Here is a 24,005-nt window from a genome sequence, read left to right as displayed (position 1 = left end):
TGAAGAACGAGACGACCGTGCCGCTTGAATTCGAAACCCGCTCCTCGCTGGACGTTGACGCGTCCGCGGCTGCTCCAGTTCAGAAACTGCGCACAAAGGCGGGGAACCGATCAGCCATTCGTTTTCCGCGTGCGTGCCGGAATATCAGCAGGGATAAACGATCACATCGTCCTTGGCAGCATTCAGCTTGCCGTAGGTCTTGTAGGCCAAAGGTTGGTCGATATCGCGATGAGGCCCGCGGCGCCCGCGCCGATGACGACGGTCGCTTCGCGCGGAAGCTGGGAAAGCCGGTGTTTCTGATCTTGCCGGACGGGAGCGTTAAACGATGAACATTCCGGACTTTATCATCACAACGCAAAAACGCAGGCGGAATGCCGTGACGGGGCAGCCTCCATTGAGAGTACAGCCCTTAAATCCAAAACAACGTGTGCCAACAACGGACGTCGACCGCTTCATTCGAGCACCCCGTCGGTGGTCGCGAGGAGCGTTTCTTCGCGGTCGTGCCGTGCTTGGTGGTGCAGGTGCGTTCGGCGGCGGCTATTGTCTCGCACGCATGAGCGCTCTCACCTACCGCCGGCGCCTGCGGGAATCATGGGCCCATAGTAGGCGCCCCAGTGGCCCCACACATCGCGGTTCCCATACTCGCTGAAATTGCCGTTCGGATTGCCATATTTAGAATGCGAGACGACTGACGGCGCAGCATCCCTATACATGGTGACGTTCGAGTCCTGACGAACTGTGTGGGCAAATGCGCAGGTGCCGGAGAGCGCGAACGCAGAGACGAGTGCTATTGCCGTAAATTTCATGGTTGTCTCCTTTGTTGTTTAGATAAGAGACAACCGCGCCGTCACCAATAAAATCTTTGTCAGCTACTGAGGTGGCCGATGGTACCATACCGCTTCCAGGGGGAGTTGACCGCACGACGTTGTGGGGGTTGCAAACGGCGATCGCGCGCTCATGGTCTGGCGACTTTGCTCTTGGTTATCCCGGACCCACCAATTAGCCGCCGTGACACTCATCCGAACTCGGCGCTGCGCCTGCTATCACAACCTCCTGCCGACGGTGCCTAATCACCTACGGACGCCGGAGCGGACGTTCCCAGACCCCCATATCCCCTGCTGTAGCGACTGTGGCTCTTTGGTCGCAGTATTCATCTTCTTTGCGGCAATTGAACCTTTGGTGAATTTACATGGTGAGCCCCGGCGGCTCGGGGGGTACGATCTCACCGAAGTGCATCAGGAGGCGACACACTTACGGGGCGCAATATGACAGCGAGAACTGCACTCGCCGCCGCGAAAAGCGGGCGGCCAATCTCAGGTCATCGACGCAGACACTGCCTTGCAGCAAGCCCGTTATTGTTGGCGATGGTTCTCTTTTCCCAGTGTGCGTCGGCCGACGAAAGCGGCGTGAGTTTCTGGGTCCCCGGTTTCTTTGGAAGCCTTGCGGCGACACCTCAGCAGCCGGGTTGGTCGCTGGCCAACATCTACTATCATACCTCGGTCCAGGCAGGTGGCAACGTTGCCTTGGCTAGAGAATTTCAAATTGGACAGATCCCAGCCAATCTGACGGCGACGGCGCGTCTGAATGCAACCGTGAATGCCACCGGAGATCTCGGCTTTGTCATTCCGAGCTATGTCTTTGCAACGCCGGTACTCGGAGGCCAGGCGTCCGCGTCCCTTATAGGTGCCTACGGTGTCGTCAGCACCACTTTGGCAGGCCAATTGGCCGGGAGCATAACCGGACCACGCGGCGGTAGCATCCCGTTCATGCGATCCGACAGCATCAACGATACGACGTGGGGTTTTGGCGATCTGATCCCGCAATTTGCTTTGCGTTGGAATGCCGGCGTTAACAACTACATGACCTATATCACCGGCGACATACCTGTTGGCGCCTACCAATCCACGCGCCTGTCGAATATAGGCATCGGACACGGCGCGATCGACGCCGGCGGCGGCTACACTTATTTCAATCCGGCGACCGGTCACGAGTTCTCGGGTGTACTTGGGTTTACCTATAATTTCATCAATACCGCAACACAGTATCAGAGTGGCGTCGACCTGCACTTCGATTGGGGCGCATCACAATTCCTGACCAAACAGATTCAGGTGGGTCTGGTAGGCTACGCGTACAAAGACATCGGCTGCGACAGCGGCTCAGGCGATCACGTCGGTTGCTTCCAATCGCAGGTGTTCGGCATCGGGCCGCAGTTTGGCTATGTCATCCCGCTCAGCAAAGACCTTCAGGGTTACATCAATCTCAAGGCCTACGCAGAATTTGGCGGCTCGGATCGGCCCACCGGCTGGAACACGTGGCTGACATTTGCCATCTCACCCGCGGCAGCGCCTCCACCCGCCACGACCCGGATGGTTACGAAATAGCAGTGGAGCGACGAGATCGGGCGGCGAAGCGAGGAACGTTAGTCCCGCCCGTCTCATTGAGGTCCGTCGCACCGCCACGCAGGGGCATGCCAATACTGATCCGAGTCCGCTACCTCGCGGCGCTTCGAATAGCAGATGGCGCCGAACTGCGATGTATCAGTACCGGTATGCCGGTTCGCACGGAGGTTGCGCATACGGAGCTGAGGCAAATGCGCCTACGTCTGGAGCCCGGATGCAGTGCTTCCCGCCAACGTTAACGACCTGGGAGGCTTGGATGTTTGCGCCGTTTTTGTCGTGCCACGACTTCGCATGGTGCTGGCGCGCCATGGCCGGAGTAGCGAACATGGCCACGGCGATCAGTGCTGCTGAAAAACGTTCAAGCTTACTCATTTACGCCTCCGTATGATTTGAAGAGTGAAGAGTGAATACTTAACGCCGGTCTCACGGGATCGGTCCGCGCGGTGTTAATCTGGACCGTAAGGCGCCGCGCTACTTCAAGCCCCGCAGAAATGCGGCGCTTACTCTTAGGGCCTGTAGGTACCGGAGTCGCCGCCGCCAACCAAGCCGCCTCTGTTATTCGGGTTGCCTGCACCATACCCACCGTAGTTCGTCGAACCCCTATACGTCGGGGCGGAACTCATGCCGACCGTACCGTGGTAGCCGTGGTAGCGGTGGTGGTGCGTCCTATGATGATTTGTGTATGCAAGTGCGAACGTACTTGAGAGCGCGAAAGCAGAAGCTAGTGCTATCGTCGTAAGTTTCATGGTCGTTCTCCCTTGGCTGGTCGTTGCTCCCGTGGTTCAGGCAATTGATACTAGAAAGACGAACGGCGTCGCACCATCACTGACAACACGTGCCCGGGTAGGTGGAAATACGTGCATGTAGCCCTGGCCCTGTTGTGTTATACATGCCCACGGAATTGACGTGGATAGAATTACTTCCTTTACCTCCGACTGATCCGATTGTTGTCATCGAATGCTTTGCGCATGCGGCGAACGGGTTGGGAGTCGGCCATGAAAATGACTTCGGGGCGGAGGCCGGCGCGAAAGCCGGAGGCGTCTGGCGGCTTCGGTCAGGGGTCGGCATTCTCAAACCAAGTCAGAACCATCAACTTGGCGCTCCAGGGAGGTGGAGCGCATGGTGCCTTTACCTGGGGCGTGCTCGACCGGCTCCTGGAAGAGAAAGATCTCGGCTTCGAGGGTCTCAGCGCAACGAGCGCCGGAGCGATGAATGCGGCGGTTTTTGCCTATGGACTTGCGGTCGACGGACGCGATGGAGCTCGCGAGGCGCTCGCCGGCTATTGGAAGCGCGTGAGCGATGCGGCAAGCTTGGGGCCCCTGCAGCCAAGCCCCTTCGACCGGTTGCTGGGCGATCACACATTGAACTGGTCGCCGGTTTTCTCCCTGATGGGCTTCGTGACGCGCGTGCTATCCCCATATCAGTTCAACCCGGCGGACTACAACCCGCTGCGCGATGTGGTCGAGCAATCGATCGATTTTGACGTGCTGCAACGACCGGACTGCCCGGTAAAACTGTTTCTCTCTGCGACAAATGTGCGTACGGGCAAAATGAGGGTCTTCGCCGGAAAGGAAATTGGCGTATCCGCCGTGATGGCGTCGGCGTGTCTCCCCACGATGTTTCATGCGGTTGAGATCGATGGCGAAGCCTATTGGGACGGCGGCTATATGGGTAACCCCGCCCTTTTCCCGTTAATTTACAACTGCAAGAGCACCGACATTGTCATCGTTCATATCAATCCGCTGTTCCGCAAGGAGGTGCCGCGCGCGGCAGGCGACATCTTGAACCGCATCAACGAGATCAGCTTCAATTCTTCCCTGATGCGGGAGATGCGGGCGGTCAGCTTCGTTACCAGGCTTGTCAGGGAAAAACGTATCGTTGGCGAAGAGCTGCCACACGTGCTGATCCACAGCATCTCGGACGACGAATTCATGGGTGCACTCAGTTCGACAAGCAAGTACAACGCCGATTGGGACTTTCTCATTTTTCTTCGCGACCAGGGGCGAAAATGTGCGGGCGACTGGCTCGCGAAAAACTTCGCCAAATTGGGTGTCGAGTCGTCGGTGGACATTAATAAAATGTACCTCTGAATCCGGGGCATTTTCGACGGTTTGACGATGTCCGAGCCATGCCCGGTTTAGCCCCGATAGCGACCGGATCGGCGGCTTCATGCCAAAGGCGGTAGTCGGTCTGCATCCTTTGTCACAAATGGATACATTGATTAATCGGCGTTTTCGCCTGTCATCATGGTCGAGGCTTTTCCCGCCGCACGGCAACGACCGGAATGGTGCCCTTACCCTTGATCTCCAGCGCTCCTAGCGATTCACTCTCGAATCGATCCTTGATCCGTGTCCGCGCGGCGGCGAAGGCATTTTGTGTGCGGGTGAGTTTAATGGTTGCGTCCTCTTATTGACGCTCTGGGGTTCACAGCGGGCAGCCGACATGCGGGCTGCCCGCATGACTAGGTCAGACCATTATTTGCCGATCGAGGCCCTCGCGGCATCGATTTTCTCTTTCACGGCACTGAGGTTGAAGCTCGCGCCCTTCTGCATTGGCGGGAATTCAACGGCAGTCATGGCCAGCTTCTCGACCTGTTGCTGGACAAACACGAAACGCCAGAATTCGTACTTGAACCAGTCGAAGTATTGCTGGGCTCCGTATTTGGTCCCGCTATCGGGCCAGCCCGTGCGCTCAAACGGATCGAGACGAAGGTTGATCAGGAAGGGTACGTCAGGCTTGGTCTTGTCGCCTACCCAGCCGCCGGGCTGATCGATGAAGCGATATTTGAAGTCGTCGATGCGCACGGCGCCGAGCTCGCTTTCGCCGAAATACCAGATCTCGTGCCGATTGGACGATCCCTTGCCGGTAATCATGTCCATCTGGTTGTAGCCATCCAGATGGCACTTGTAGGTGCGGTCACCGATCTGCTTGCCCTTCTTCAGCTCCTCGACGATGTTGGGGTTGCCGGCGGCGGCCAACAAGGTCGGGAACCAGTCGAGCCCGGAGATGATGCCGTTCTCGATCTTGCCGGCGGGCACCTTTCCCGGCCAGCGGATCATGGCCGGAACGCGAAAGCCGCCCTCCATGACCGTGCCCTTGCTCTGCGCGAACGGGGTCTGTCCGCCGTCCGGCCACGTAAACACCTCAGTGCCGTTGTCGGTGGTGAAGATGACAATGGTATTGTCATCCACGCCCATATCCTTGAGCTTCTGCATCACGATGCCGATATCGTCATCGAGCTGCGCCATGCCGGCTTCATGAATCGACCAGCCGTTCTTGGAGTTACGCATCGCCTGGTACTTCGGCGACAGGTGCGTGACGATGTGCATGCGGGTCGGGTTGAGCCACAGGAAGAACGGCTTGTTGTCGGCTTTGGCTTTGTCAATGAACTTCAGCGCAAAGTCGCGGATTTCGTCGTCCACGGTTTCCATCCGCTTGGGATAGAGCGTTCCGGCGTCTTCGATCCTCTGTTTGCCGACCTTGCCCCAGCGTGGATCCACGGTGGGATCGTCGACGTCGGTCGCGTACGAATGGACCATGTTGCGCGGGCCAACTACATTCAACAGCTCCTGCGGATAGCCAGGGTGGGCCGGATCTTCCATCGCGTCGAGGTGGTACAGGTAGCCGAAGAATTCGTCGAAGCCGTGCACCGTCGGCAGGAATTCGTTCTTGTCGCCGAGGTGGTTCTTGCCGAACTGGCCGGTGGCGTAGCCCAAGCCTTTCAGCGCGGTGGCAATCGTCACCGCCTCCGCCGGTATCCCGATGGCTGCGCCGGCCTGGCCGACAGTGGTCATGCCGGTGCGGATCGGCAGCTCGCCCGTGATGAAGTTGGCGCGACCCGCCGTACAGCTTGCCTCGGCGTAGTAGTCGGTGAACAGCATGCCTTCGGCGGCGAGCTTGTCGAGGTTCGGCGTCCGCCCGGCCATCATGCCGCGGTGATAGGCGCCGATATTCCACATGCCGATGTCGTCGCCCATGATGACGACGATGTTCGGCCGCTGGCCCGCCGCCGCCGGCGCCGTTGCAGGCTGTTGTGCTTGCGCCGGGGTTGCCAAGCTGACGGCCGTGAGCGCCGAAGCAGCGACGAGCGAAGTGCCGCTCAGCAACAGATCGCGTCGCTTCATTCCACCGCCCGATTGCGGCACGACGTCGCGGGAATCTCCAGGCGGATGCTTATCACTCATGGCATTCTCCTCTCTGTTTTGATGCAGTTGGCTCCGTTCAAGGCGACCAACCAGCCGCTACCGGGAAATCGGCTCCAAATGCACTTTTCAGTTTCGCCATTTCACGGCTGACAGGCGGTCGGCCACCCGTCGGCTATGTTCTTCCGGCGCAAGACGCGCAAGAATGCGCGATCAAACTAGCCGGCGGTTACATTTGGTGCAGACCCGATCGAACGATTGGGTTCAGCTCTGGGGGTGCTGGTCGTCAGACGAGCCGCAAACCGCTCAGTCAACACCGGACCAAGGACTGATGTTGCAAACACAAGCACAAGCACGACATTGAGCATTCGATCGTCGAGCAACCGTTGACCGGCCGCGCCGAGCGTGTCATGCGCGACCAGCGTCGCGGCGAGCGTGGCGGCAACTTGCGGCAGCGTGAGCGACCAAATCGTGAGCTGTTCATTCCGGTTGTAGCCAAATGCGCGACCCACCAGCCAGGCGGCTATCCACTTGCCGACGAGCAGTGCACCGATGATGCTGGCAACGAGCAAGAAGTTGTCGAAAATCCCGTGAACAAAGGTGATCGGGTTGATCAGGAATCCGGTAACGACAAAGAAGATCGGAATGAACAGCGACTTACTCAGAAACTCAAGCTTGACGCTAGCCGGCGCGTTCTGTGCCGAGGCGTTGATGGCTAGTCCCGCAAGGAAAGCGCCCACGATGCCCGGCAGCTGGATCGCATCCGCAAGCACGCCCGCGATTGCCATGATGCTTAGCATGAGAACGAAGTAAGCGTCCTCCTCATCCTCGACCCGCTTGAGCACATAGGCGCCGAGGCGGCTTAGGCCGAACAGAACCAGGCCGATATAGCCAGCGATCTCGGCCAGCAGGAGCACCAGACCAGACGGAGAAAAGCCGGTGGTGTAAATCGAGACGCAAATAGCGAACACCACGAGCGACAGAGTGTCGGACATCACCGTGGCACCAACCGCTACTGTCACCGGCTCCAGGCTGCCCAGGCCGAGCCGATTGACTATACTTAACCCTAGCAGGGTATGCGAAGCCAGCAGCGACCCGATCACGATCGCCGGAATCGCAGCGTAGCCGAATGAGAGCCCAACGATGGTGCCGAGCACCTGAGGAAATGCGGTCGTGGCGATGCCGAGAGCAATCGAGCGGTTTCGGGCGCGCCGAAACAGCTCAAGATTGATTTCCAGGCCCGCAAAAAACATCAACAGCAGTTTGCCCAATTCCGCCAAGAAGTCTGCGATCGGTCGGACCGTGCCAAAGATGTCCAGAACATACGGCCCGACTATAACGCCGCTAAGCAGCAAACCTACAGGTACAGGAACATGCACTCGGCGGGAAAACCGAGGGATGATGACAAGCATCACCATCCCCACCGCGAACTTCGCAAGCACGGGCATGGTGAAGAGGTGATCCCGGAGGAAGCTGATCATGTTAGACGGCATATTCCGACGGTTGGAACTCATACATTCTCAGAACCGTGTCCGCGCAATCCGCGGGCGCCCTATGTCGGGCGCCCGCGTCCTCGAATTGCGTTGTTCGGCTAGTCGCTCGCGTGACCGGCGTTCGCCTTCTTGACCTGCTCCAGGATCCCGCTGAGGTTGTAGCTCTCGGGAGCCTGCAGCGGCGGGTATTTTTCGTACGACAGCAGATGGCCCAGCCACAGCTGCTGACCGATGGGCAACATGTTCCAGTCATACTGGAAGGCAGTCACTGGACCGCCGAGCGCACCACCGAGGCTCATGGCGGTCTTCTGGTCGATGCCAACCGCCTGCTCGAATGGATCGCGCTTGATGTTCTGGACCAAGGTAAAGTGGAAGGGGACGAGCGGCATGATCCAGCCGGCCGGCCCTGGCTGCGACATCGTGTAGTACATCTTCCAGTTCTTGTAGCGCACCGCGGACGGCGTCGCCCCGGAGAAATAGAAGAAGTGATCGCGCGCCGACTTTTCCGAGGTGCCTTCGAGATAGGCGCGTTGGTCGAAGCCGTCGAGCGTGGTCTTGACGATGCCGGGGTACGAACCGGCCTCGATCTGAGTCTTCAGCCCATCGCCCTTGGGCCCACCGGCGATATCGACAAACGTGGGGACCCAGTCGAGCGCGGCAAACAACTGGTTCTTGACCGTTCCCGGCTTGATGTGGCCCGGCCAGCGCACGACCATCGGAGCACGATAGCCGCCTTCCCAGGCCTCGCCCTTCTGGCCCTTGAACGGGGTGACGCCGCCGTCCGGGAAGCTGATCGCCTCGGCGCCGTTGTCGGTGGTGAACACGACGATGGTGTTGTCGAGTTGGCCAATGTCTTCCAGCTTCTTGAGAACGACGCCGATGTTGTCATCCATCTGCTTCATGCCGGCTTCGTTGACGCCCCAGTCCTTGCCGCCCGGCTGTCCGACCATGTCCATGTACTTCTGCGACAATACGGTCGTGACGTGCATGCGCGCCGGGTTGTACCAGACGAAGAAAGGCTTGTTGGTCTTCTTCGGGTCGTTGCGGTCGATGAAGTCGACCACCTTGGTGGAGATTTCCTCGTCCACCGTTTTCGACCGCTCCAGCGTCAGCGGGCCCTCGTCCGTGCACATCTGGTTCTTCTCCGTGCCGTCGGACGACTTGCACCAGAGCACCGGGCGCGGAGGCGTCAGGCATAACGTTGTCGTGGGATCCACGGCGCCAGGAACTTCGGCGATACCGGGGATGGGCGTGTTCTTGCATGGCGGAGCGACGCCCTGCACGAGCGGGGTCGTATTGATGTCGGGGAAGCTCACCTGCTGCATCGCATCGAGGTGATAGAGGTAGCCCCAGTATTCCTGGAAGCCGTGCGCGGTCGGCAGGGCCGCGGTATGGTCGCCCAGGTGGTTCTTGCCGAACTCGCCGGTGGTGTAGCCGAGATCGTACAGGAATTGTGCAAGAGCCGGAGTGCCGGGCCGCAGGTAGGATGGGCTGCCGGGAAGCTGCGGAGGGATCATGCCCGTGCGCAGCGGGTACATGCCCGTGAAGAAGGCGTTGCGCCCGGAGGTGCAACTCTGCATGGCGACATAGTCCATGAAGATCGCGCCCTCGTTCCCGATACGGTCGATGTTGGGTGTTTCGCCCACCATCAGGCCGCGATGGTAGATACTCGGCTGCATCCAGCCGATGTCGTCGCCCATGATGAAGACGATGTTGGGTTTTTGTGGCGGTTGCTGCGCCACCGCCGGCGTGCTGACCAGTCCGCACAGCGACATCAACATCGTCGTCCCAAGCAACATGGCGCAGGATCGTTTGCGCGATCCCTCCGTCCTGCACGGCGCGGACGGGATTGCAGGTGTCGGATCTGTGAGTTTGCAATCAAGCATGGCGTCATTCTCCCGTTTCGTCATGAAGCAGAGGCTGCTCGTCGGATGCATCGGAAGCCAAGATGACTCGTGGATGTGTCGACCGGCTCCGCATGCCGCGCAGCCGGCCGGTAACGTCGGCAGTAGTTCGGCGCGCACAAATGCGAGCCGCCTTTGATGACCTTCTGCGGAATTTTCACGTTGGTCGTCCTTGGGTCGTAGCTGTCGACCTCGCGCCCGCCGCGCGGGTTCTCCGGGATGCAGCAGGCTTTCGGTGCATCGGCTTGGTGCCGCGGCGAGTACCAGTCCGCCGTCCATTCCCAGACATTGCCGATCATGTCGTACAGACCGTAACCGTTCGGCGGGAACGCGGTGACCGGCGACGTGCGCTCGAAACCGTCGGCTTTGGTGTTCTGGCGGGGAAATTCACCCTGCCAGGTATTGGCCATGTGACGGCCATGCGGCGTGAACTCCTCACCCCAGGCATATTCGGCGCCGTCAAGCCCGCCGCGCGCGGCGAATTCCCACTCCGCCTCGGTCGGCAATTCCTTGCCGGCCCAGGTCGCGCACGCGAGCGCGTCGGAGTATGCGACGTGCACGACGGGATGATCGTCAAGGCCGCGGATCGAACTGCCCTTGCCGTACGGCCGACGCCAAGTGGCGCCGAACATGAAGGTCCACCAGTTCGCGAAATTGCGAAGGTCAACTGGATGATCCGGCGGACTGAAGACCAGAGAGCCCGGCTTCAGCATGCCCGGCAGCGCACCCGGATAATCTTTCGGGTCAGGGGCAATCTCAGCGACGGTGATATGACCGGTCGCTTCAACAAACTGCCGGAACTGGCGATTTGTGACGGGGGCCGCGTCGATCCAGAATCCGTCGACCGTGACGCGATGGGCGGGCGCTTCTTCGGGATAGTGCCGGTCCGATCCCATCCGATAAGTGCCTCCGGGAATGAACACCATTGACGCGGGCGCGACTCCGGAATCCCCAACATTTGCGAAAGTCTCGTTTTGAATATTCATTAGCTGACCCCTTTGTTGGGTGGCCGCTATCAATCGAAAAGAACCTGCGGCCCGCAAAGACAGCGTTCAATCGCTGGTTGATGCTACGGAAGCGAATTGCGTCGGGCTATCGCAGCGAGCACGTATTCACGTACGTGGAAACACCTGTTGCCGACATACAAGGAGCTGCGGACTCAACGCTCGACACAAGGAGGCGTCATGAATGGACGCGATCAACCATTAGAAACTGCTCGGCATCCAATCCGTTGTAGAAATTTTTCCGAGAAGTTTAGGCGTGTTCAAGCTGCGGACATCACGCGATCGAGTACGCTTGCAAAGCCAGCCAATCCTAGGACGCGCTCGACACCGACCTTCATGGCGGCAAAGGACTGAATGTATTTGCTGACGGGATCGTCGAGCGCGATTTTGCTGCGGTCGACCAGCACCATTGCGAAAACGCTGGTGACTTGGGCGGATACATCGATTGCCCTCCCCTCTATCTGCCGCGGTTTATTCCGACACAGCCCCGATGGCACGCCGTATGACGGATCTAAGCCGCCGATCGGTAAACGGGTGCTCGAGAAAGTCGAAAGCGCCGAAACGCACCAGTTCGACGGCAATCGCCAGTTCCGAATCGCGTCCAATCACGATGACCGCAAGCGGAAGGTGCCGACGGTTGATCTCGTCCATCAGCGCGCGCAACCCGATGCCGGGCAGGTCGAGAGGTACCAGGACGCACCCGGAGGCGGTTGCGGCAACCTGATCGAGGAATTCCGCGGCGTCATCGTACCACTCCACATGAACCGGTTCATTCGCAAGTGCGTCGACGATGCGGCGACGCTCGTCCGGAAGCGGATCCACGATGTAGATCGTTTCGGCCATGAGCCCTCACATCGACCCGCTAACGATGGTCGGGCGACGCGGCGGCCGCCGCGTCGGACCTGGCCGGACGTCAAAGGACACTTGCTGAGGGTGATCCGGCTTGGGTCAACGAACAATATGAGGAAATACGTACGACCCCTATGGTAGCCGCCAACCGTGCGTTGACGGTTCAAGCATTGCGTTGCTCGATGACGAGCCGGATCAGTTCTGCGACCGAACGAACTCGAAGCTTTTCCATGATGTGGCCGCGATGCAGTTCCACGGTTCGGTAGCTGATGTCGAGCACCCTGGCGATCGATTTGCTGGACAGTCCCTGCACCACTTGCTCCAAAACTTCGCGCTCACGTTCCGTCAATGCTGCCAGACGTTCGGCGAAGCCCTCGCCATTACCCGTAACCTGCCGAGCCTCAGCATCGCGCCGCAGCGCCTCATTGATGCTGTCGAGCAATTGTTGTTCATGATATGGTTTTTGAACGAAGTCGACGGCGCCGGCTTTGATCGTCTTGATGGCGACGGCGATGTCTCCATGGCCGCTGATGAACACAATCGGGATGCGCGCACCGATTGTGTTTAGCTCGTCCTGGAGCGCAGGCCCGCTGGTATGCGCCATGCGAACGTCAAGTACCAGGCACCCCGGCTGCTCGGGGTTGAAGATGTCCCGAAACTCCCGCGCGGAACGAAACGTAGCCGCGCGCAGGCCGACCGACATCACCAGTTCCGCGATCGAATCCAGTACTGCGTCGTCGTCGTCGACAATAAACACTGTGGGCTCTGACATGTCGTCAGTTTCCTTCATTCGCGACCGGCAGCGTGAATTGGAACACGCATCCGCCGCCCTTGTTGGGAGCCAGCGACAGCCGACCGCCGTGTGCTTCAACGATAGCGCGGGAGATAGAAAGCCCGACCCCCAATCCTCCTCCCTTGGTTGAGTAGAACGGATCGAAAATATGCTCGGCATCCTCGGGCGAAATTCCCGGTCCGGAATCGGCGACGCTCACGGCGATTTCGTTTTCTGCCGTGGCAACGACCCCTACCTTGATAACGCTATTGGCGATTCCAGCCTCCTCTATCGCCTCGATGGCATTGCGCGTTAGATTCAGCACTACCTGCTGGATCTGAATTCCGTCGCCGAATACACGTGGAAGATCGGGCGAGATTGCCGATTCGACCCGGATGTTCACATTGCGGATTTCCATTTCCACCAGCTTCACGGCATCGGCGATCAGTTCGCCGACTTCAATCTCGGTCGTCTCCGGGTCGTGCTTTTTCACCATCGCCCGCAGGGACTGCAGTACGTTGCCTGCGCGCGAGGCTTGCGCCTCGATCTTGTCCAGCAACTCCTCCACCTTGGCTGCATCCATAACGCCAGCTAGCCGCCGGCGCGCGGCGAGCGCGTAGTTCTTGATGGCCACGAGCGGCTGATTGACCTCATGCGCAATTGCGGTCGACATCTCGCCGACCGTGTGAACACGCACCAGATGCGCGAGATTTTCGCGGTACCGACCGGTCTCCATTCTCGCCTTGCCGGCCTGCTCGGCCTCGCGCTTGCGAGCCTGTCGCTCCAACAGCAATCCGGCGATCAGCGCTGCCTGGAAGAGCCCTATGGCCAGGGCGCCGATAATTTGCGAGCGATATTGCTGCCATACGGTCGGCTGACGAAATTGAACGATGCTGCCGTGGGGCAGCAGGGCCTCCTCGATTTTCCATCTCTGTAGCTCTCGCCAATCGTAGACCGGTGCGCCGAATCCCACCAAGGGAGGGTTGATGCCGCCTCCCATCTCCCCCCCTAAAATGCGAAGACCTGCCTCCGCCGCCTCCCGACCCAGCACGCTGGTTTGCATCAAAGGACCACCGACGATGCCTCGGCCGAGTTGGTAGTCGCCCATACCGAAAATGGGCACAACTGCTACTTGGCGCATCGCTTCCAGGGCTCGGTCCTCCGAATAGGGAACGCCCGCCGCGTCCTCAGAAAGCAGAAACCAGAAGATGACGGATTGCGGCGGCATGGTCGCGGCGCGCTTTAGCATCTCGCCAAGCGTCAGATCATTGAACCACGTGATATTCACTCGATCCGCAAACGGCTGAAAATCGCGATGAAGTTCCGAAGTCCAAAATCGCTCAACGGGAGAATTGCCGACAGCGACTGCTATATCTGTCGTTTCAGGCCGCAGGTGCAGAATGTTCTTGAGATAGGCCGGGAGATCGAGATCCAACAGCACGGCCGCGTCTTTTTCCGTAAGTGTTGCGCTGGGAATGCGCCGCACGTCCGCTCCAACGATTAGCATGGGCGTTGTTGGGAACAGCCGCTGCCGGTAGCGTTGCATGAAGAACGCCGCTGGGGCACCCACCGGCACGATCAAGTCGAGTTTACGTCCCAAAAGAATTGCACGAATGTACTCGACGAACGGCCCCTCATCCTCGGGGTCTTGGATCCTGGCCGTGTCGAGCGAGACCTCGTAGAGATCGATCGGTTCCGGCGACCTCTTGATGAGTTCTGCGCGAAAACTTCCGGCCATATCACTCCACGGCGAGTAGGCATGCCCGAAAGCGTGCACGATCAGGACTCGGCGTGGCTCGGCGGCCGCTCCCACTGTAGCGAATATCAAAAACACTACGCTCCACAAAACTATGCTCGTCCTCGTCATGCCAAGACGGCCCAGTTCGAGTTGCGATCCGCGGCGACCGGCCAGGGCGTTGGAACAGCTCTGGGTTCTTTTTCGACCATCCGAAGCGGCGCTGCCCCGGTGCCAAGCACCGCGAGTGTGATGAGCGCGCCGCACGCGAGGTTTCCTCGGCGCGCTGGCGGCGCACTTCGCCGCAGAAATCTTTTCGACGAAGGGAGCGATCAAGTGCGACCTCGCCTGGTGCCGAAGAGTTCTCCAGTCTGAACGCGAATTCAGCGCGATTTGGCGCCGGATTAGATTGTATCACTGTCCAACCGCGGCTCCCGCGCAAGCCGCTGCCCGCCGATGCAGTATTATGGCGCAATCGCCACTGGCGACCCGACGGTTTCCGCCCCGTTCTTTGCTAGCGCTTCCCTTGTCGTTTTGGTTCTTTCTCTCGTCCCTAGTTACTACGAAATCGGCATCAAGGTCGCTCACGTTCTCGACAAGGCGGGTGGGATCGTTACCGCGCTGACCACGATTGCGATGGCTATTTTCACCTTCACTCTGAAGCGACCTACCGACAAGCTGTCGGATGCCGGCAAAAGGCAATCGGAATTGCCGCCCAGATGGCGGAGCTTGCAACAGGTGGCAATCGCTGGATCGCAAACTGGCATTCAAATAAAGCAAACATGCGGTGGGAAAAAAAGTAGGTTTTAGCCTCGTCGAGAGGTTAGGATTTAGAGTGGCCCGCTCGCCTTTCTCAGGAGGTTCGACCATGGCACGGCACCTTTTCTTCGCGATCACCCTCATAGGCACCGGAATGCTCCTCAACTCACCGGCGGAAGCAGTGACAGACGCGCGATGTGAGGATCAAGCCGCAAATTGCGTGGGCAGATGTGCCAACCCCACTGGTGGGGCCAATCAGAACAAATGCATGCGCTCCTGCGACCGGCTGGTGACCAGATGTTTGATACGTGCGGATAACACGGCCCGGCGGTGGTAGGCGGTGACGGGATCGAACCGCCGAGGTTTCCCAATTTCGGCAGATGACTCCACTCGCCATGAACGAATTCGGCGCCACCTTCCGCCGGGTATCCGAAGTCGGCAGCCGAAAGTGGATGGATGCGCCGCCCCCCGCGTCTGTCTCGCGCCTGCCCGCGCGGGCGACTTCGCGGGCGGCCAGCAGGCACGCGGGCGCCTGCGCCGATGACAACGATGTGGTCTGGATGTGGTGGGTCATGCGCGGGCATCACCGGCCGGTTGCCACCTGAACATCGGCGTTCTGGATCCGGTACCGCAGCAGCATTGCGCCGCCTTCCAAAGCCTGGCTGCTCTCCAGCGTCATCGCCGTCACGGGGGCTCGGCGATCGGGCTCCACATCCGTGGAGTCGAATACGCTCGGCGCCCCCTTCGCGCCGTCCACGGCTGGACACAGGATCAAATTGAGCTCGTCGACCAATCCCGAGCGCAGAAAGGCACCGTTGGCACCGCCGCCTCCCTCCAGCAGCAGCCGCTTCACGCCGATTTCGCGATTGAGGATGTCCAGCGCGAGGGCGAGATCGAGCTCCGACTTTCCGGCGAAGATGTAGGACACGCCCTCGCCGCGCAGCCCCGCCAAGTGCGCATCCGAAGCTGCCTCGGACAGGACGACAACGATCGGATCGCCACCGATGTCTGAACGGCCCCAGCCGATTTTGCCGTGAGCATCGAGCACGACGCCATAGGCCTTCGCGTCGCGTCGCGCGAACCAGGGCTCGCGCGGAAAGGTCTCATTCGTCGACGGGGGATACGGCTTGCCCTTGGCGAACTCCTGCCCGGTGACGCGGCCGACGAGCCAAGCGTCGCCCGCCAGTTCGTCATGCACACGTTCGAACAGTTCCCCGCCTGACCCCTTGGGGCGCCAACGACTGTGGAGCGTCCGACCGTCCACACTGGAGGCCATCAGGCAGATGACGTGGGGTTTCATGTGATCCCTCCTTCAACGAAACTGGACCCGGCCGGCTTGCGCTGCAGCTTGGACGCTTTCGAAGCCGCCGACGCTCCGACGGAGCGCCTCCATCCGGTCGACGACGTTGCCAACGGCGGGGCTAGCTAGGCGCGTTCAGCGCTGGCCTCCCTCATCGATCTGCCGGCCCATGAGTGCGATGGCCTTCTGATAGACGGGGGCGGCGTTCCAGGCTTCGATGGCTGCAAAGTTCGGTTCTCCTGGTTGGTAGCCCGCGCCGGCGCGCCAGCCATGGGCCCTCAGCAAATTCGCCGTCGAACTGAGCGCGTTGGCGGCGACGTCGAGATTGCCGGTGCCGTAGGCCAAAATGTTTTTCGGCATGAACTGCGTCTGGCCGACCTCTCCGTGCATGGATCCGCGCGTGCCGGCCGACAAGGAACCGCGGTCGATCAGCTTCAAAGCGGCATAAAGCTGCTCGGTAAAGAACTCGGGGCGCCGGCAGTCGTACGCGAGCGTGGCAATGGACGAAAGCATGTTCTGATTGCCGCGCTGGCTTCCGAAGCCGGTCTCCATTCCCCAGATAGCGATCAGCGGCCCCGGCGGGACGCCATACCGTTGCTGGATCGACGCGAACAACGCCGCCTGGGAATGCTTCAGTCCCCGCCCCCGGGCGACGATGGTCGAGGCGCCGCGCTTGGCGAGAAACTGATCGAGCGACAGGCCGAAGCTCCGCTGGCCGCGGTCGGCGGCGATGGTCGCGCTCGCGTAGTTCGCCTGCATCAGCGCGCCGACGGCATTGGCGCCGATGCCCTTGGCTCTCGCCTCTTCGCCCATCTGACGTTTCCAGGCCTCGAAACCGCCGGGTCCGTTGCCGCACTGAGCGGCATCCGCTTGTCCGCCCGTCCACACCACGACCGCCGCGGTCGCGCACATGGCCGCGACAAACCACCCGCCCCTGATCATCGAAAACTCCTTACCGTCATAAGATTACGAGATTACTCCGACTTGCGCTGCGGCCTAGTTGCAGGGCTTCTTCGCGGGCGGCCCGTTCGCCTGCATCTTGCCAGAGATCGGCATCAGCATTTCCTAATGACTTCGCCAACGTCTGACATCACGGTGGTTACGCTCCAACGGTGGCAGCTTAGCAGCAATCGAGATCCGCTCAATGAATACCAACTCCGAGTAGGCGATCGACGGAGAGTACGGTTCGACCTGAGTTCGCTGGAAAGCTCCAGCCACGCCTCCCTACCGCGCTCCAAAATCAACACGCGGCCGGCGAAATCCAAAGCGCGCTCGATCTGCTGTTCGACGAGGATGACGGTCACCTCGCCGCACGCGGCCAAACGGGAGATCATGGCCATGAGTTCGTCGCAGATCACCGGGGCGAGGCCTTCGAGCGGCTCGTCGAGCAGCAGGATGGATGGCTTTCCGAGCAAGGTCCTCGCCATCGACAACATCTGCTGCTCGCCACCGGACAATTGCATCCCGAGATGACGCCTCCGCTCACGCAACCTCGGAAACATCTCATAGGCTTCGGCGAGCGCGTCTCGCGAGCGGTCTTTCAATCCCGCCGAGAGGTTCTCCTCCACGGTCAGGGAACGAAAGATGCCGCGGGTCTGCGGAACATAGCCGACGACACGTCTGGAGGTTCGATCGCTGTGGCACGAGCGCCATGAAGGCGCCCCTTCGCAGGTTTGGCTTCACGAGGTCATGCGACGGGCGACCGAGCACCTGCGTGATAAGGGATTTGCATAAACACATAACGTCCGCTTGGTGCCGATTCGTTTCGTCTCGTCGGGGCGGAGATCGAATTGCCGATCACTTCGTCGGCCCAAATCTCGGCGAGATAGCAAAAGACCACCGCGGTTCTCGTCATCGTCGAGCCATAATACGGATATGGCACCGATCGTAATTGGGAACCCGCTTTGCTCGTCTGTTTTTGAATTGACGGGCGAAAGGAAACATAACCTAATCAATGTACTAAAGTAGTCCTCCTGGCAGGAGGCCCTCGTGAGGGAGCTTTCGAGCTACGTATTCTCGCCGCTGCGAGAGGGAGACATCGCTCTCTACCGGGGCTGTGGCAACGGCTTGGCGCCGATCCTGCTTGCTGCCGCGGAAGAAGGCTCGCTCGGTTGCGTTGAGCGGCTTGAACATGAACATGCGCTGAAAGCCGAACTTGATGCTCACTGGGCGGCGCGACCAGTCGCGCTGGCGCGCCACAATGGCGGCATGGCGCTGGTGCTCGAGGATCCCGGCGGTACGCCGGTCGATCGACTGCTCGACGGACCATTGGAGATATCGCATTTCCTCCGCATCGCGATCCCGCTTGCGGAGGTGCTCCGCCAAGTGCATGCGCGAGGCCTCATCCACAAGGATATCAAGCCAACCAATATCCTGATGGACTCGGCAAGCGGCAGCGTGTGGCTGACGGGGTTCGGCATTGCCTCGCGTCTGCCGCGCGAGCATCAGGCCCCGGCCCCACCAGAGGTGATCGCGGGCACGCTCGCCTACATGGCGCCGGAACAAACCGGCAGGATGAACCGTTCGGTGGATTCCCGGAGCGATCTCTATGCTCTGGGCGTCACCCTTTACGAGATGTTGACGGGGCATCTCCCCTTCACCGCCGCCGATCCGATGGAGTGGGTTCACTGCCACATCGCCCGCCAACCGCTGCCGCCCAACGAGCGGCTCGCGGGCGTCCCCGCGGCGCTCTCGGCAATTGTGATGAAGCTCCTCGCCAAGACCGCCGAAGAGCGCTACCAGACCGCCTCCGGCCTCGAAGTCGATCTTCGACGGTGCCTGGGGGAATGGGAGAAGCATCGTCGCATCGATCCGTTCCCGCTGGGCACGCACGACCCGCCGGACCGGCTGCTGATCCCGGAAAAACTGTATGGGCGAGAGCGCGAGATTGATGCCTTGCTCGCAGCCTTCGACCGCGTTGTGGCCCACGGCACGCCAGAACTCGTGCTCGTATCCGGTTATTCCGGCGTCGGCAAATCTTCCGTGGTCAATGAGCTGCACAAGGCGTTGGTTTCGCCGCGCGGCCTGTTCGCATCCGGCAAGTTCGACCAATATAAGCGCGACATCCCGTACGCGACCTTGGCACAAGCCTTCCAGACCCTCGTCCGTCAGATCCTTGCCAAGAGCGAAGCGGAGGTGGGCCACTGGCGGGGCGCGCTGGAGGACGCGGTAGGCCCCAACGGCCAGCTTATCGTCAACCTCATCCCCGAGGTTGAGTTCGTCATCGGGAAACAGCCGCCCGTTCCGGACCTTCCGCCGCAGGATGCGCAGAACCGCTTCCAGACGGTACTGCGACGCTTCCTCGGCGTGTTCGCGCGGCCGGAGCACCCCCTCGCATTGTTCCTCGACGATTTGCAATGGCTGGACGCGGCAACTCTCGAACTGCTGGAGCAGCTGATCACCGATCCGGATGTGCGGCACGTCCTGCTGGTCGGGGCCTACCGCAACAACGAGGTCAGTCCGTCTCACCCGCTCATGCGAACGCTGGAGGCGATCCGCAAGGCGGGAGCGAGGATGCAAGAGATTGTGCTGGCACCCCTCGAGCTCGACGATGTTGGCCGACTCGTGGTCGATTCTCTGCGCTGTAATCGGGATTCCGCGCATCCTCTGGCGCAACTGGTGCACGAGAAAACTGGCGGCAATCCGTTCTTCGCAATCCAATTCCTCACGGGGCTGGCCGAGGAAGGGCTCCTCGCGTTCGATACGGACGCGGCGACCTGGATCTCGGACTTGGCGCGCATCCGCGCCAAAGGCTACACCGACAACGTGGTGGATTTCATGGTCGCGAAGCTGAAGCGGTTGTCCGACACGACGCAGCAAGCACTCAAGCAACTCGCCTGTCTGGGGAACGTAGCCGAGATCGCCGCTCTGACCCTGGTTCGCGGGGTATCGGAAGAGGAGATCCACACGGCGCTCTGGGAGGCTGCCAGCACGGGGTTGGTCCTCCGCCTGGACAGATCCTATGCGTTCCTCCACGACCGCGTTCAGGAGGCGGCCTACGCGCTCATCCCTGAAGACGAGCGGGCGGCAGCACATCTTCAGATTGGCCGAGTGCTTGCATCACAAGCACCGTCGGAGGAGCTAGAGGAGAAGATCTTCGAGATTGTGAACCAGCTCGACCGCGGTGCCATGCTGATCCATTCAAGGGAAGAGCGCGACCGGGTCGCCGAGCTCAATCTTATTGCAGGCAAGCGCGCAAAGACTTCAACGGCCTACGCCTCAGCGCTGACCTATCTCGCAGCCGGTCGCGCACTGCTGACGGAGGACAGTTGGGAGCAGCAATACGAGCTCACCTTTTCGATCGAGTACCACCAGGCCGAGTGCGAGCTGCTGACCGCCGATCTGGCGGCGGCGGAGGAACGGCTCATCATGCTTTCGCACCGCGCCGGAAACCTCATCGACATCGCCGCCGTGGCCTGCTTGCAGCTGACGCTATATACGACCTTGGATCGGAGCGACCGCGGCGTGGAGGTATGCCTTGCATATCTCCAAAGAGGCGGTGTGCACTGGTTGCCGCATCCGACCGCGGACGAGGTCCGGCACGAATATGCTCGGATATGGCAACAGGTCGGGAGCCGCTCCATAGAAGAACTCGTCGACCTGCCTTTGATGACCAATGCTGAGGTCCGCGCCACTCTCGATGTTCTGACAGAGGTCGTGACGCCCGCCCTGTTTACCGACGAGAACCTGCTCTCACTCGTGATTTGCCGGATGGTCAATCTCAGCCTCGAGCACGGTAATAGCGATGGATCATGCTTCGCTTATGTCTGGCTTGGTATGGTTCTCGGACCGCATTTTGGCGACTACCGGGCAGGATATCGATTCGGCAGCCTTGGTTACGATCTGGTGGAGAAGCGTGGACTGCATCGCTACCAAGCCCGTGCCTACATGTCCTTTGGGAATCTTGTTATGCCTTGGACGCGCCACGTCCAAACCGGCCGGGATTTGGTGCGTCGCGCCTTCGACACCGCAAACAAGATCGGCGACCTTACCTTTGCGGCTTACAGCTGCAACAACCTGAACACGAATCTTATCGCTAGCGGAGAACCGCTCGGCGATGCGCAACGCGAAGCCGAAAATGGGCTCGACTTCGCGCGGAAGGCACGGTTTGGTCTCGTTATCGATATTATCACCGCGCAGCTCGGGCTAATCCGGACCCTGCGCGGCCTGACCGCAGAATTCGGCTCCTTCAATGATGAACAGTTCAACGAGAGCCCGTTCGAAGATCATTTGCGGAGTGATCCACGTTTGGCGCTTCCCGAATGCTGGTATTGGGTCCGTAAGCTGCAAGCGCGCGTCTACGCAAACGACTATGCTTCCGCGATCGAGGCAGCATCGAAGGCGCAGCAGCTTCTTTGGACGTCGCCCTCATTCTTTGAGGTGGCCGAGTTCCATTTTTATGATGCGGTCGCGCGAGCAGCACAGTGCGACGCGGCATCAGCCAGTGAGCGGGCCCGCCATCTGGAGATGCTGGCCGCCCATCACAAGCAGCTCGAGGTGTGGGCGGAGAACTGCCCCGAGAATTTCGCGAACCGCGCCGCGCTGATCGGCGCCGAGATCGCGCGTCTCGAAGGGCGAGACGCGGATGCAATGCGTCTGTTCGAAGAGGCCATTCGCTCGGCAGCTGAGAACGGCTTCGTACAGAACGAGGGCCTGGCCCATGAAGTGGCCGCGCGCTTCTATGCGGCACGCGGCGCCGAGACGATCGCCCATGCCTGTTTGCGGGAGGCGCGGCGTTGCTATCTTCGCTGGGGCGCGTTCGGCAAGACGCGGCAACTCGAACAGCTTCATCCGCATCTCCGCGACGCAGCGATCGCTGCATCTCCTACCACTACCATTGGCGCGCCGGTCGAGCAGTTGGATGTCGGCACGGTGCTCAAGGCCGCGCAGGCGGTGTCCGGCGAAATCGTCCTCGGCAAGCTCATCGAGACGCTACTGCGGATCGCGGTCGAGCATGCCGGCGCCGAGCGGGGCCTGCTCATCCTGTTTCCGGGCGACGAGGCACGGATTGTGGCGGAAGCGACGACCGGCCGCGGCCAGGTTGAGGTCACGTTGCGCCAGACGGCCCCGTCACCGGCCGAGCTTCCCGAATCCGTGCTCCACACCGTGATCCGGACGCGGGAGAGCGTCATCCTTGAAGACGCCTCGGCGCAGAATCCGTTCTCGGCGGATGAGTACCTGCGTCAGAAGCACGCCCGGTCGGTGCTCTGCCTGCCGCTGGTGAAGCAGTCCAAGCTGATCGGGGTGCTCTATCTCGAGAACAATTTGGCATCGCACGTATTCACGCCCGCGCGGATCTCGGTACTGGAACTGCTGGCGTCGCAAGCAGCGATTTCGCTGGAGAACGCGCGCCTATACAGCGATCTCCGGGAACGGGAGGCCAGGATCCGCCGCCTGGTCGACTCGAACATCATCGGGGTCATGATCTGGGATTTTCAGGGCCGGATCGTCGAAGCCAACCAAACCATTCTCGACATGTTCGGCTACAGCCGTGAAGAGCTCCTATCGGGTCGAATAAAGTGGGCGGAACTGACGCCCGCCGAGTGGACCCGCGCCGACCAGGATGCGTTGGCCCAGGTTAGTGCGACCGGGAGCTGCAGGCCTTACGAAAAGGAATATTTCCGCAAAGACGGCAGCCGCGTGGCGGTTCTGATCGCCGGCGCGCTCTTCGAGTGGAAACGAGACGAAGGGGTTGCCTTTGTCATCGACATGACAGACCGGAAGCGGGCGGAAGAGAAGCTGCGCTCCAGCGAACAGCGCCTGCTCGATGCCCAAATGGAACTCGCGCATCTTACGCGCGTGACGGCGCTGGGCGAATTGACGGCCTCGATCGCCCATGAAGTAAACCAGCCGCTCGCCGGCGTCGTCGCCAACGCCGAGTCCGGTCTGCGCTGGCTCCGCCGCGAAACTCCCGACCTGGACGCGGCGTGCCGCTCGTTGGAATGGATTATCGACGACGGCCATCGGGCAAGTGAGGTGATCCGGCGTGTCCGTTCGCTCGCGCACAAGGCCAGCGTTGAGAAGCTTCCACTCGACGTTAACGACGTCGCTAGGGAGGTCATCGCCCTGGTGCAGCGTGAACTAACAAGCCACCGGGTGTCGTTGCGAACGGAGTTGGCGCCTGCCCTGCCCATGATCCTTGGCGATCGGGTCCAACTGCAACAGGTGATCATCAACCTGGTGATGAACGGCAATGAAGCAATGCAAGCGGTCATGGATCGGCCGCGCGAACTGGTGATCCGATCGCGTCAGGACGGAGCGCAACAAGTATTGCTAAGTGTGACGGATTGCGGCGTCGGGATCTCCGTCGAGAATGCCGACCGGCTGTTCAACCCCTTCTTCACCACAAAATCCAGCGGCATGGGTATGGGACTCTCGATCTGCCGCTCGATCGTGGAAACCCACGGTGGCCGGCTGTGGGCTACGGCAAATGTACCCCACGGCGCCACGTTGCAATTCACCCTGCCGGTAAACGCAGGCACAGCGTCGTGAGTTTGCGCCCGCGTCCCAATCATGGAACTGTTTACCCTTGCTAAGGCAACAGTTCCTGAACCCAGGCTTCTAGCCTTTCCGCTGAGATCGCCAGTTTTTAATGAAGGTCCTGTCGATCAGGGCGCGGGCCTACAACAACCCTCGTCCCTTGCGGCTG

The 24,005-nt window shown here is 60.5% G+C and carries 15 protein-coding genes and 1 pseudogene; 4 read left to right on the top strand and 12 right to left on the bottom strand.

All coding sequences use genetic code 11. The annotated features are described in order from the left end of the window. Positions 1–563 precede the first annotated feature (563 nt). Positions 564–806 (bottom strand): hypothetical protein, encoded by a 243-nt coding sequence (locus tag B5527_RS44070; protein ID WP_154072323.1) that lies wholly within the window; start codon positions 804–806, stop codon positions 564–566. A gap of 558 nt (positions 807–1,364) precedes the next feature. Here B5527_RS44070 and B5527_RS17925 point away from each other — a divergent pair. Both B5527_RS17925 and B5527_RS17915 read left to right on the top strand, forming a co-directional pair. Beyond that, positions 1,365–2,381, top strand: a complete 1,017-nt coding sequence (locus tag B5527_RS17925) for a SphA family protein (RefSeq protein ID WP_245332736.1) — start codon at positions 1,365–1,367, stop codon at positions 2,379–2,381. Between the two features lie 1,019 nt (positions 2,382–3,400). Further along, positions 3,401–4,489, top strand: a complete 1,089-nt coding sequence (locus tag B5527_RS17915) for a patatin-like phospholipase family protein (protein ID WP_079607356.1) — start codon at positions 3,401–3,403, stop codon at positions 4,487–4,489. A 384-nt stretch (positions 4,490–4,873) separates the two neighbouring features. Here B5527_RS17915 and B5527_RS17910 read toward each other — a convergent pair whose 3' ends face one another. The 8 genes from B5527_RS17910 to B5527_RS17880 form a co-directional block, all read right to left on the bottom strand. Beyond that, entirely contained in the window at positions 4,874–6,523 is a 1,650-nt protein-coding gene (locus B5527_RS17910) for an arylsulfatase (RefSeq protein WP_079602702.1), read from the bottom strand. A gap of 236 nt (positions 6,524–6,759) precedes the next feature. Further along, positions 6,760–8,022: a cation:proton antiporter gene (locus B5527_RS17905; protein WP_172842581.1), complete on the bottom strand. Its 1,263-nt coding sequence runs from the start codon at positions 8,020–8,022 to the stop codon at positions 6,760–6,762. Between the two features lie 110 nt (positions 8,023–8,132). Then, the gene (locus B5527_RS17900) at positions 8,133–9,833 is read right to left on the bottom strand and encodes an arylsulfatase (RefSeq protein WP_425305079.1); all 1,701 of its coding nucleotides are present in this window, start codon (positions 9,831–9,833) and stop codon (positions 8,133–8,135) included. A gap of 107 nt (positions 9,834–9,940) precedes the next feature. Further along, positions 9,941–10,864: a formylglycine-generating enzyme family protein gene (locus B5527_RS17895; RefSeq protein ID WP_425305102.1), complete on the bottom strand. Its 924-nt coding sequence runs from the start codon at positions 10,862–10,864 to the stop codon at positions 9,941–9,943. Positions 10,865–11,202: 338 nt separating this feature from the next. After that, entirely contained in the window at positions 11,203–11,352 is a 150-nt protein-coding gene (locus B5527_RS47360; protein WP_154072322.1) for a hypothetical protein, read from the bottom strand. Between the two features lie 61 nt (positions 11,353–11,413). Next, on the bottom strand, positions 11,414–11,785 hold the full coding sequence (locus tag B5527_RS17890; RefSeq protein WP_079602699.1) for a response regulator: 372 nt from the start codon (positions 11,783–11,785) through the stop codon (positions 11,414–11,416). A 169-nt stretch (positions 11,786–11,954) separates the two neighbouring features. Then, entirely contained in the window at positions 11,955–12,548 is a 594-nt protein-coding gene (locus B5527_RS17885; protein ID WP_197689310.1) for a response regulator transcription factor, read from the bottom strand. A 19-nt stretch (positions 12,549–12,567) separates the two neighbouring features. Beyond that, entirely contained in the window at positions 12,568–14,301 is a 1,734-nt protein-coding gene (locus tag B5527_RS17880) for an ATP-binding protein (protein WP_172842580.1), read from the bottom strand. A gap of 453 nt (positions 14,302–14,754) precedes the next feature. On the opposite strand from B5527_RS17880, the gene B5527_RS17875 reads away from it, so the two are divergent. Further along, on the top strand, positions 14,755–15,108 hold the full coding sequence (locus B5527_RS17875; protein ID WP_079602697.1) for a hypothetical protein: 354 nt from the start codon (positions 14,755–14,757) through the stop codon (positions 15,106–15,108). 532 nt (positions 15,109–15,640) lie between these two features. On the opposite strand, the gene B5527_RS17865 is transcribed toward B5527_RS17875, so the two are convergent. The 3 genes and pseudogenes from B5527_RS17865 to B5527_RS17855 all read right to left on the bottom strand — a co-directional run. After that, a complete protein-coding gene (locus B5527_RS17865; RefSeq protein WP_079602696.1) occupies positions 15,641–16,357 on the bottom strand; it encodes a dihydrofolate reductase family protein in 717 nt (238 codons plus the stop codon). 135 nt (positions 16,358–16,492) lie between these two features. Further along, positions 16,493–17,299: a lytic murein transglycosylase gene (locus tag B5527_RS17860; protein WP_079602695.1), complete on the bottom strand. Its 807-nt coding sequence runs from the start codon at positions 17,297–17,299 to the stop codon at positions 16,493–16,495. Between the two features lie 199 nt (positions 17,300–17,498). Further along, positions 17,499–17,970, bottom strand: a pseudogene (locus B5527_RS17855) (ATP-binding cassette domain-containing protein); the annotation flags it as partial. A 376-nt stretch (positions 17,971–18,346) separates the two neighbouring features. On the opposite strand from B5527_RS17855, the gene B5527_RS17850 reads away from it, so the two are divergent. Continuing rightward, the gene (locus tag B5527_RS17850; protein WP_245332633.1) at positions 18,347–23,848 is read left to right on the top strand and encodes a trifunctional serine/threonine-protein kinase/ATP-binding protein/sensor histidine kinase; all 5,502 of its coding nucleotides are present in this window, start codon (positions 18,347–18,349) and stop codon (positions 23,846–23,848) included. Positions 23,849–24,005: the final 157 nt, after the last annotated feature.

This window comes from Bradyrhizobium erythrophlei (assembly GCF_900129425.1).
Taxonomy (GTDB): Bacteria; Pseudomonadota; Alphaproteobacteria; order Rhizobiales; family Xanthobacteraceae; genus Bradyrhizobium; species Bradyrhizobium erythrophlei_C.
This window is presented reverse-complemented; position numbering and strand designations above follow the sequence as displayed.

Bases quoted from the DNA above. Each gene is read 5' to 3' on its own strand.
- B5527_RS17910 (WP_079602702.1), bottom strand. From the start codon at position 6,523: ATGAAGCGACGCGATCTGTTGCTGAGCGGCACTTCGCTCGTCGCTGCT.
- B5527_RS44070 (WP_154072323.1), bottom strand. From the start codon at position 806: ATGAAATTTACGGCAATAGCACTCGTCTCTGCGTTCGCGCTCTCCGGC.
- B5527_RS17900 (WP_425305079.1), bottom strand. From the start codon at position 9,833: ATGTTGCTTGGGACGACGATGTTGATGTCGCTGTGCGGACTGGTCAGC.
- B5527_RS17905 (WP_172842581.1), bottom strand. From the start codon at position 8,022: ATGATCAGCTTCCTCCGGGATCACCTCTTCACCATGCCCGTGCTTGCG.
- B5527_RS47360 (WP_154072322.1), bottom strand. From the start codon at position 11,352: ATGGTGCTGGTCGACCGCAGCAAAATCGCGCTCGACGATCCCGTCAGC.
- B5527_RS17865 (WP_079602696.1), bottom strand. From the start codon at position 16,357: ATGAAACCCCACGTCATCTGCCTGATGGCCTCCAGTGTGGACGGTCGG.
- B5527_RS17895 (WP_425305102.1), bottom strand. From the start codon at position 10,864: ATGGTGTTCATTCCCGGAGGCACTTATCGGATGGGATCGGACCGGCAC.
- B5527_RS17890 (WP_079602699.1), bottom strand. From the start codon at position 11,785: ATGGCCGAAACGATCTACATCGTGGATCCGCTTCCGGACGAGCGTCGC.
- B5527_RS17860 (WP_079602695.1), bottom strand. From the start codon at position 17,299: ATGATCAGGGGCGGGTGGTTTGTCGCGGCCATGTGCGCGACCGCGGCG.
- B5527_RS17880 (WP_172842580.1), bottom strand. From the start codon at position 14,301: ATGGCCGGAAGTTTTCGCGCAGAACTCATCAAGAGGTCGCCGGAACCG.
- B5527_RS17875 (WP_079602697.1), top strand. From the start codon at position 14,755: ATGCAGTATTATGGCGCAATCGCCACTGGCGACCCGACGGTTTCCGCC.
- B5527_RS17925 (WP_245332736.1), top strand. From the start codon at position 1,365: ATGGTTCTCTTTTCCCAGTGTGCGTCGGCCGACGAAAGCGGCGTGAGT.
- B5527_RS17915 (WP_079607356.1), top strand. From the start codon at position 3,401: ATGACTTCGGGGCGGAGGCCGGCGCGAAAGCCGGAGGCGTCTGGCGGC.